The 9,269-nt window shown below is 42.4% G+C and carries 9 protein-coding genes and 1 riboswitch; of the genes, 5 read left to right on the top strand and 4 right to left on the bottom strand.

The window, feature by feature from the left end; genetic code table 11:
- Positions 1-88 precede the first annotated feature (88 nt).
- The gene (gene torR / locus AB4307_RS13735) at positions 89-802 is read right to left on the bottom strand and encodes a two-component system response regulator TorR (protein WP_017067841.1); all 714 of its coding nucleotides are present in this window, start codon (positions 800-802) and stop codon (positions 89-91) included.
- 285 nt (positions 803-1,087) lie between these two features.
- Between torR and torD the strand changes: the two genes are divergently transcribed.
- The 5 genes from torD (at position 1,088) to AB4307_RS13710 (ending at position 5,227) form a co-directional block, all read left to right on the top strand.
- Complete coding sequence (gene torD, locus AB4307_RS13730) at positions 1,088-1,735, top strand: molecular chaperone TorD (RefSeq protein ID WP_017062095.1); 648 nt, start codon at positions 1,088-1,090, stop codon at positions 1,733-1,735.
- A 316-nt stretch (positions 1,736-2,051) separates the two neighbouring features.
- Positions 2,052-3,056 (top strand): HTH-type transcriptional repressor PurR, encoded by a 1,005-nt coding sequence (gene purR, locus AB4307_RS13725; protein WP_017063507.1) that lies wholly within the window; start codon positions 2,052-2,054, stop codon positions 3,054-3,056.
- Positions 3,057-3,226: 170 nt separating this feature from the next.
- Positions 3,227-3,312, top strand: a riboswitch (cyclic di-GMP riboswitch).
- 127 nt (positions 3,313-3,439) lie between these two features.
- Positions 3,440-4,030: a TfoX/Sxy family DNA transformation protein gene (locus tag AB4307_RS13720; RefSeq protein WP_019820997.1), complete on the top strand. Its 591-nt coding sequence runs from the start codon at positions 3,440-3,442 to the stop codon at positions 4,028-4,030.
- A 134-nt stretch (positions 4,031-4,164) separates the two neighbouring features.
- Entirely contained in the window at positions 4,165-4,845 is a 681-nt protein-coding gene (locus AB4307_RS13715) for a TVP38/TMEM64 family protein (protein WP_017072239.1), read from the top strand.
- 64 nt (positions 4,846-4,909) lie between these two features.
- Positions 4,910-5,227, top strand: coding sequence for a putative signal transducing protein (locus tag AB4307_RS13710; RefSeq protein WP_017062099.1), 318 nt, complete (start codon positions 4,910-4,912; stop codon positions 5,225-5,227).
- 131 nt (positions 5,228-5,358) lie between these two features.
- On the opposite strand, the gene AB4307_RS13705 is transcribed toward AB4307_RS13710, so the two are convergent.
- The 3 genes from AB4307_RS13705 to glgC all read right to left on the bottom strand — a co-directional run bounded on the left by AB4307_RS13705 (position 5,359) and on the right by glgC (position 9,115).
- Entirely contained in the window at positions 5,359-6,156 is a 798-nt protein-coding gene (locus tag AB4307_RS13705) for an alpha/beta fold hydrolase (protein ID WP_017062100.1), read from the bottom strand.
- A gap of 285 nt (positions 6,157-6,441) precedes the next feature.
- Positions 6,442-7,896 (bottom strand): glycogen synthase GlgA, encoded by a 1,455-nt coding sequence (gene glgA, locus AB4307_RS13700; RefSeq protein ID WP_017067845.1) that lies wholly within the window; start codon positions 7,894-7,896, stop codon positions 6,442-6,444.
- Positions 7,886-9,115, bottom strand: a complete 1,230-nt coding sequence (gene glgC, locus AB4307_RS13695) for a glucose-1-phosphate adenylyltransferase (RefSeq protein WP_080582251.1) — start codon at positions 9,113-9,115, stop codon at positions 7,886-7,888. The genes glgA and glgC overlap by 11 nt, the downstream gene beginning before the upstream one ends.
- Positions 9,116-9,269 lie beyond the last annotated feature (154 nt).

Below are 9,269 nucleotides of genomic sequence, written 5' to 3'. Positions count from 1 at the left end.
CGATGAACCATAAAAAAGCCGAGACATCAATGGTGTCTCGGCTTTTTACGTTTAAATGTCGTTGTTGATTAATCACTTCCGAAGGAAATCAATCACCAGCGAACATATAACCTTCACCGTGAACCGTCACAAAAATTTGTGGGTTCTTAGGATCAAACTCCATTTTTGCACGCATACGACGAATCAATACGTCGATAGTACGGTCATTAGGCGCGTCCACTCGGTGGCTAATCATATTCAAAATACGTTCGCGGCTTAATACTTGATTAGGGTAAGAAGACAAAGCCACTAGCAGTTCGTATTCTGCTTTGGTCAGTTTCACTGGTTCGCCGTTCTTGCTTAACGCACGACGAGGGATATCAAATGTCCACTCACCAAAACGAACCACAGACTCATCTGATGTTTCTTCTACAGCGCCCGCTGCTGTTTTACGAGCAGCAGAGATACGCCAAAGTAGGTTTTTAACTCGAACTAATAACTCGCGAAGTTCGAAGGGTTTAGTAACGTAATCGTCAGCGCCCATTTCAAGGCCTACGATCTTGTCGATGCTATCCGTGCGTCCAGTAACTAAAATAATTCCAATGTCTGATTGACTGCGTAATTCGCGAGTTAGCATCAATCCATCTTCGCCTGGTAAGTTGATGTCCAGCATAATGAGGTCAACGTTGTTTTCTTCTAACACGTTTCTCATTTGAGCGCCGCTTTCTGCTTCGCTCACTGTGTAACCCTCGTTCTGGAAGTATCCAACCAGTTTACTGCGGGTTACCACATCATCTTCTACGACTAATACGTGATAGCTCATCTACACCACTTTTCTTATTTAATAGTTTCAGTGACTATTCTATTCATAACTAGTAACAATTCTAGTGGTACAGAAGATAAAAGCCAGAAACATGGATTTTTTTTGATACAAGACAATCTTAAACCTTGCTATTTATCGTCCATCGCAATTCAATATAGGCATTACTACTAACGAGTAACTTTGCGTTTCGCAAATAACCTTGTTATTCAGCCTTGGTGTGCTTATGCCCAAGTGACTTCAAGATGCATATAAGCAACATCACAAGACTAAGTCAGGATCTAACAAATGAAAGATACGAAAGCGTTCAACGAGCAAAGAGCAGAAATATACTGGTGGCTATCAAGCTTATTTGCCAAAGAGCTCACTCAAGAAGAACTCGATCACTACCACTCTGTTGAAATTCGTTCTTTCCTAACTGGTTTAGGCGAAAATGAGACACTAAAGCCAGCGATTGATAAGTTAGTGGATGCGCTGAACCGCCTACAAACTCGTGAAGATGCTCAGCTAGAACTGTCTGCAGACTTTTGCGATCTTTTCTTAAAGACAGATAAGCACGGCGCTCTTCCTTACGCTTCAATGTATATCGGCGAAACTGGCCTTTTGAATGATAAGCCAGCAAAAGATATGGAAGAGATCATGGCTAAGCACAACTTAGTTGTGAACCAAGATCTAAAAGAGCCAGCAGACCACATTGCTATCGAACTCGATTTCCTTGGTAACTTGATCATTCGTTCAAACGAAACGAATATTGAAGAAGAACTAGAGAATTCATTTGCCGCTCAACAGCAGTTTATCGAACAACAACTGCTGACTTGGTTACCAAAGTTCAACGTGAAATGTCATGACGTTGATGAATTCGGTTTCTACGCCTCCGTCTCATCGTTGCTACTCGCATTCTGTCAATTAGACACTCAATATTTAGCTGGTGAATAGCTTATTGGATGACTCGTTAAATAAATTCAGAAGAATGTGACAATTCACCCGGATTTCCGGGTGAATTTTATTGCGAGTAATTTCTAGTCAGTCTAAAATTGTGACCGCAAACGATAAAATATGAAACATTCACGAAATGCTATGCTTATTATAGTTTTGAGCATTTCGGTGTTAAGACAAGCCGCTCAATAGCGGTTTTTTGTTTTTTAGCACTTTTAATACCCAAAGAGCCCTACAAATTTAAGCTCTTAGTTAGGTAGCTTAACGGCTACTTTATTCCGTACTTTGGGAAAGTAGCTTCTAATAGGATAAAACCATGGCCACTATAAAAGATGTCGCTCGCTTAGCCGGCGTATCAACAACAACCGTTTCTCACGTAATCAATAAAACTCGCTTTGTTGCAGAAGCAACGCAAGAAAAAGTAAACAAAGCCGTAGATGAACTGAACTATGCACCAAGTGCTGTTGCTCGTAGCTTGAAGTGTAATACAACACGCACCATCGGCATGCTAGTGACTCAATCAACTAATCTATTCTTCTCTGAAGTTATCGATGGTGTTGAGAGCTACTGCTACCGTCAAGGTTACACTTTGATCCTGTGTAATACGGGCGGTATCTATGAGAAGCAACGTGACTACATTCGAATGCTTGCAGAGAAACGTGTAGATGGCATCTTAGTTATGTGTTCTGACCTAACTGAAGAACTAAGAGAGATGTTAGACCGTCACGCTGACATCCCTAAAGTTATTATGGACTGGGGCCCAGAGAGTTCTCAAGCTGATAAGATCATCGATAACTCTGAAGAAGGTGGCTACCTAGCGACCAAATACCTTATTGAACGCGGTCACTCTAAGATTGCATGTTTAAGTGGCCACTTAGACAAAGCAGCATGTGTTGAACGTATTGCCGGTTACAAGCGCGCACTTAACGAAGCTAAAATTTCTGCCGATGACAATATGATCATCGAAGGCAACTTCGAGTGTGATACGGCTGTTCTTGCTGCAGAACAAATCGTTGAGATGGAAGATCGTCCAACGGCGGTATTCTGCTTTAACGACACAATGGCACTCGGCTTAATGAGCCGACTGCAAGAAAAAGGCATCCGCATTCCTGAAGATATCTCAGTGATCGGTTACGACAACATCGAACTCGCTGAATACTTCTCTCCTCCGTTAACGACAGTTCACCAACCAAAACGTCGTGTTGGTAAGAATGCATTCGAAATTCTATTGGAGCGCATCAAAGACAAAGACCACGAAAAACGCGTCTTCGAAATGCACCCTGAAATTGTTGAACGAAGTACAGTTAAGACGTTAAATTAATTGATAATTCGAGTTTAATTTCATCAAGCGCACCTTTAGGTGCGCTTTTTTTATCAACAACATAAATGAACCTGGTATCATACTGGAAAGATCATTAATTGAAGCAATATCACATTTTGAAATAACAAGTGTGAGCCTCATTCAACAAAAACTTTATTCTATTCAATCAGTCACGCACAGGGCAAATCACTTGAAAGAGTGAGACGCAAAGCTTCCGGCCTAAACCACTCGTTGGTATGGTAGCGGGGTTACCGATGGCAAAATGCAGTAACTACTAATAATTTAGTAATTTACGGCTAATTGACAATTTAATTGCAACATTTTGCTAATCTCTCGGACCTGCTTATTTGGTGGCGTAGTTCAAATACACCGAGATAAATAACATGGATAAACCGATACTAAAGGACTCGATGAAGTTATTTGAGTCCCTAGGAAAAATAAAATCACGCTCAATGTTTGGTGGCTTCGGTCTTTTTGCTGATGACACTATGTTTGCTCTGGTTGTAAATGACCAGTTGCACATACGCGCAGACAAAGGCACAACGAAACAATTCGAACAACAAGGGTTTCAACCGTACGTCTACAAAAAACGTGGTTTCCCTGTCGTTACTAAATATTTCGCTTTACCTGAAGGCCTCTGGCAAGACCAAGAGAAAATCTTGCAGCTTGCAACCACGTCTCTAGGTTTTGCTAAAGAAGAAAAAGCTGAGCAGTCTTCTGCTAAGCCGACCCGACTCAAAGATCTGCCTAATCTTCGACTCGCTACCGAGCGTATGTTGAAAAAGGCAGGGATCGATTCTGTAGAACGTTTATATGAATCTGGCTCTGTAAACGCATTTAACGCCATCAAAGAATCGCATGCGTCTTCTGTCAGTATTGAACTACTTTGGGCGCTAGAAGGCGCGATTAATGGTACACATTGGTCTGTTATACCGCAGCAGCGTCGCGAAGAGCTTATCAATCGCGTCAATTAACATTGTCAGTGCAATCTATATACATAACTAAGCCGCATTTACTGCGGCTTTTTTTATATCTGGTGAAAGTTAATCTATGCTTTGCCTGTCTATCTATACTATCGGTATGCATTGAAAATTTAGAGGAAGTATCAATGAGTAAGAAAATGATATTGGGTATTGTGTTGGTCGTAACCATCGTCTTGTTAGGCATCAATTTCGGCCAGTACTTAACGCTTGAAAATGCTAAGGCCCAACAAGCTGTGTTAAATGACTACATTGACAGCAACTTTATTGCGGCTGCCGCTATCTATTTTGTCGCGTATGTCATGATTACAGCTTTCTCCATTCCTGGTGCCGCTGTTGTAACCTTATTAGGGGCCGCGCTATTTGGCTTCTGGAACAGCTTGCTACTGGTATCTTTCGCAAGTGCGATCGGTGCGACCTTAGCTTTCTTAAGTAGCCGTTACCTGTTGCGTGACTGGATTCAAACCAAGTTTGGTGACAAATTGGCGACGATTAACAAGGGGGTTGAAAAAGACGGCGCATTTTACCTGTTTTCTCTGCGTCTGATTCCTGTATTCCCATTTTTCCTTATCAACCTATTGATGGGTCTAACACCGATGTCAGTGAGTCGTTACTACATTACGAGTCAAATCGGGATGTTACCGGGGACGGCGGTTTTCTTAAATGCTGGTACTCAGCTCGCAGAAATTGATTCACTTTCGGGCATCGTCTCCCCTTCAGTACTATTGTCATTTGCATTATTGGGGATATTCCCAATAGTGGCTAAATGGTTGATGGGTAAGTTTCGCTCAGCACCCGTAGCTGAATAATGTATATAGCAGAATAGTTTATAATATCTAAACAACACAGATAGCCGAATAAGGTTCTATTTCAATGAAAATCTTCAGTGCATCGAATCCGACAGAAGCTCATATCATCTGTGGATTGTTAGAAAGCGAGAATATTGCCTGTGAAGTCCGTGGTGAGGGGTTGTTCGGATTAAAGGGGGAAATCCCATTCACTGAAGAAACTGACCCTTACGTATGGTTATATGAGCCAGAATTGGCCAGTAAAGCTCGCATGCTCGTCAATGACTACCAAAAGCAGCAAGATTCGATCATCTATGAAGAGTGGCGTTGTGGTGAGTGTCATGAAGTCAACGAAGCGCAATTCGGCTCTTGCTGGCAGTGCGGTGCTGCCTCACCTGAATAGCAGGGTTTCAGTGACCTGATAGAACGATTCGGTCAGATACCTCCTCCAATTAAAAACGGGAAGCTAAAGTTAGCTTCCCGTTTTTATTTCAATTCGATTAACTCATCATCTTTGATTTCACGCCTAGAAAATCACTGAATTTGTTTTTGAATAAACGCAATCGAACGCTGATTAAACTCTTCAGGGTTTTCCACGTTACACACGTGTCCACAATTCGGGATTTCTACTAGCTCACTCGATTCATGCGCTGCAACCATTTCTTTTACAGGCTTAATAAACATGTAGTCACGTTCACCCATCAAATAAAGAGTCGGTATTGGTAGCTCTCTATCTTTAAAATATTTCATCAAGGGGTTTACATCAGCCGTTAAGATAAACCAGCGTTTAAATTCTTTCTGGCACAGTTTTTTGGCTTCGCGGATAAAAAGGTGACGAGACTCTTTTTGGCTTTTTTGTGGCATCACAACATAAGCAAAAAGGCTGTATAACCACATGTAAGGAATGATGTGCTTGCTGAGGTTACCCAACTTGATTAACACTTGAGAGCGAGTGTTTAGCTTGGTGACAGCGCCACCCAGTACCATTGAACGTACACGGCCAGCCGCCAGTTCGGCAACGTTACGCACAATAATCGTGCCCAAAGACATGCCAACGAAATGTGCAGAACGGATCTTAAGATGGTCTAACACTTTAAGAATATCAAGCGTCACCGATTTGAACGTATAACGATTCGAAATCAGCCCTTTAAGTATATTGTCTGATTTACCGTGCCCTCTCAGATCAATGAGAAGTAAGTTGAAATGCTGTTTATACGCTTTGATCTGCTTGAACCAGATGGAGGAACTGCCTCCTGCGCCATGCACAAATACAACCCACTCATCGCTCGTAGGGTGAGTAAATGTTTTATGAAATAGTAAACTCTCAGACATACCTATCGCTTTAATTATTGGAATGGAGCTATGCCTCATCACGAGGCGATGACTAAGGATACCACGCTATTAAGAACTTTAAGTGATAATAGTGTCAAATCTATCATTAGTCATGTGAATACCTATCTCACCTTTTCTACCTGACTAAAATGAGTTTGCAAGCTTTGTCTTCGTAAACGTGATGTGCTCTGACCAGGAAACCAAAAGGCACTCTACAATTAGAGCGCCTTCATTTAGTAAGAGCGGCAGTTGCTCGCCAGCTAACTTTAAAGCTAAGTCAACAAGTTAAAATGCTGAATGATACATAGCTAGGTATTCTTTAGCCGCATCTTCCCAACTAAAATCTTGCTGCATCGCATAAAGCTGAACACGCTTAATTTCAGATGGGTTTTGTGCGTAAAGCAGTAATGAACGATGTAACACAGCCAATAACGCTTGCGGTGTTGGCTCTTCAAAAGCAAACCCAGTCGCGACTTCAGGATCTTCATCGTAATCATTCACACTGTCTTTTAAACCTCCCACAGAACGAACAATCGGCAAAGTACCGTAAGCCATGCTGTAGATTTGGTTTAAGCCACACGGTTCAAATTCCGAAGGCATCAAGAAGAAATCAGAGCCTGCTTCAACCAAGTGCGCAAGTTCATTATTGTACGCTTCTACGAACGAGAACTTATCTGAGTGAAGCGCTGATAGCTCTTTCAATTGACTCGCCAAAACCGGATCGCCAGTACCGACAATCACGATCTGAAGATCATTTTTCAAAAACTGTTCGATGATAGGCAGTAAGTAATGAACACCTTTTTGATTCGTCAAGCGACAAACCATGCCATAAACCGCGCAATCGGCAACGGGTAAACCTACATCTTGTTGCAGTTTTTGCTTACAAGCTGATTTTCCGCGAGCCATGCTGTGCTTGGTCGCTTTGTATTTACGAGGAAGGAAAGCATCAGTTTCCGGATTCCAAGCCCCATAATCACACCCATTCAAAATGCCGAACAGATCAGCAGATCTGTGTTGGAATTCTGCAGCCATACCGTGGCTACCTAATTCCGTTTTCAACTCTTCTGCATAGGTAGGACTTACTGCGTTCACTTTATCCGCACACATCACTCCAGCTCTTAGCATAGTGACATGAGTGTCACTCACTGAAGCTTCAGGCGCATGGTAACTGTGCATCTCTGGCAGGAATTGAAGTTCATCGTATGCGAACACACCTTTGAAAACCGCATTGTGAATCGAAATAACACTGCGCGTATTTTCAAAGAAATCGTGTTGTTGATAACGCGATTTAAGCAAGAAAGGAACGAAACCAGTATGCCAGTCATTTGCATGAATGATATCCGGTTGGAAACCAAGCTTAGGAAGCATATCAAGACAGGCTGCACTAAAGAACGAGAAGCGCTCTCCGTTATCAGCATAAGCTTGATTGTTTTCTGCGTACATTTCCGGGCGGTCGAAATACTTGGCACATTCAATACCAAAAACCGGAACGCCTTCTACGCTCAGTTTTTTAACTTGATAAGCCGTATGAGGCCAATGATCGAGTTCAGTCGATAAAATAACTTCTGCTGAATCAATGTTTGGAATGTTTCTATATGCGGGGATAGTCACTCGAACGTCCTGTTCGAGTGTTTGCAACGCTTTCGGCAGTGCCTTGGCTACATCAGCCAAGCCACCACTTTTAATCAAGCCTTCAACTTCAGACGCTACAAAAAGTACCGAGAGAGTCTTAGTAACCAACTCGTGCTCCTTTAGAAATCACTACGACACCATCGTCAGATACGTGGTAATGCTTTTTGTCTTCTGTCAGATTTACACCAATCTGTGTACCCGGTGCGATATCTGCGTCTTTATCAATGATAACGCGGCGCAAGATACAACCCTCACCCACTTTTACATCACCGAGTAAGATACTTTCGCTAATATCACACGCTGATGCGATATTGCTGCGGAAGCCCAGTACACTCTTTTCAATACGCGAACCACGTACATAACTACCGCTACACACAAGGCTATCAATGATCTGAATTCGACCATTTGCCGAATCAGTAAACGTAGCTGGTGGTAGTGGCGGGTAATAAGTGTGTAGAGGCCATTTACGGTTGTATAGCGAGAATGGCGCATCTTTCTTAAGAAGGTCCATGTGCGCTTGCCAGTACGCGTCAATCGTACCTACATCGCGCCAGTAAACTTCTTCTTTCTCACCAGTAATACGGTTGGTGCTGAAATCATAAACAAACACATCACCACGTGGGAACATGTTTGGAATAATGTCTTTGCCGAAATCGTGTGTCGAACCTTCTCTATCAGCATCTTCCGTTAGTTCGGCAAAAAGCTCTTTCGCTTCGAACACGTAGTTGCCCATTGAAACGAGCGCTGATTCTGGATCGCCCGGGATCGACTTCGGATTTGCAGGTTTCTCTTCAAAGCCAATCATACGGCCGTCAGCATCAACCTCAATAACACCGAATTCTGATGCTTCAGCAAGCGGCATGCGCAATGCTGATACTGTTAGAGCCGCTTTCTTCTCTTTATGGAAATCAAGCATCTGTTTGATGTCCATCTTATAGATATGGTCTGAACCAAAAATACATACTTGATCAGGTTCTTCCAACTCCATAAAGCCCATGTTTTGGTAGATAGCATCTGCTGTGCCTTCATACCAACGCTTTCCTTTACGCATTTGCGCAGGAATTGGGTCGATAAAACGGTCTGTTATGCCACTGATATTCCAGCCTTTTTTCATATGGTGGAACAGTGACTGTGACTTAAATTGTGTTAATACGTAGATCTTCATTAGATCAGCATTAACGAAGTTGTTCAAAGCGAAATCAATTAAGCGGTAACTACCACCGAAAGGAACCGAGGGTTTGCTGCGAGATTCAGTTAAAGGTCTTAAGCGAGAGCCTTCACCACCAGCAAGAATCATTCCCAATACACCAGCCATTTTATTCTCCATATATCTATAGCTTGTCGATGTTAGTACTCGTAGAGGTATCTTCCTCTGGGGGATGAGCACCAACACTTATTTCGGTATTTAGCGAATATCCATTCACATACAGTGACAATATCCTAAGCCAAACGTTGTTATGTGTGCACTATTCTTTGCACTT

It is taken from the genome of Vibrio sp. 10N.261.52.C2, assembly GCF_041471425.1.
GTDB classification, from domain to species: domain Bacteria; phylum Pseudomonadota; class Gammaproteobacteria; order Enterobacterales; family Vibrionaceae; genus Vibrio; species Vibrio crassostreae_C.
This window is presented reverse-complemented; position numbering and strand designations above follow the sequence as displayed.

Coding starts and splice junctions, on each gene's coding strand:
- purR (WP_017063507.1), top strand. CDS start 2,052: ATGGCCACTATAAAAGATGTCGCTCGCTTAGCCGGCGTATCAACAACA.
- glgC (WP_080582251.1), bottom strand. CDS start 9,115: ATGGAGAATAAAATGGCTGGTGTATTGGGAATGATTCTTGCTGGTGGT.
- AB4307_RS13720 (WP_019820997.1), top strand. CDS start 3,440: ATGGATAAACCGATACTAAAGGACTCGATGAAGTTATTTGAGTCCCTA.
- AB4307_RS13705 (WP_017062100.1), bottom strand. CDS start 6,156: ATGTCTGAGAGTTTACTATTTCATAAAACATTTACTCACCCTACGAGC.
- AB4307_RS13715 (WP_017072239.1), top strand. CDS start 4,165: ATGAGTAAGAAAATGATATTGGGTATTGTGTTGGTCGTAACCATCGTC.
- torD (WP_017062095.1), top strand. CDS start 1,088: ATGAAAGATACGAAAGCGTTCAACGAGCAAAGAGCAGAAATATACTGG.
- AB4307_RS13710 (WP_017062099.1), top strand. CDS start 4,910: ATGAAAATCTTCAGTGCATCGAATCCGACAGAAGCTCATATCATCTGT.
- torR (WP_017067841.1), bottom strand. CDS start 802: ATGAGCTATCACGTATTAGTCGTAGAAGATGATGTGGTAACCCGCAGT.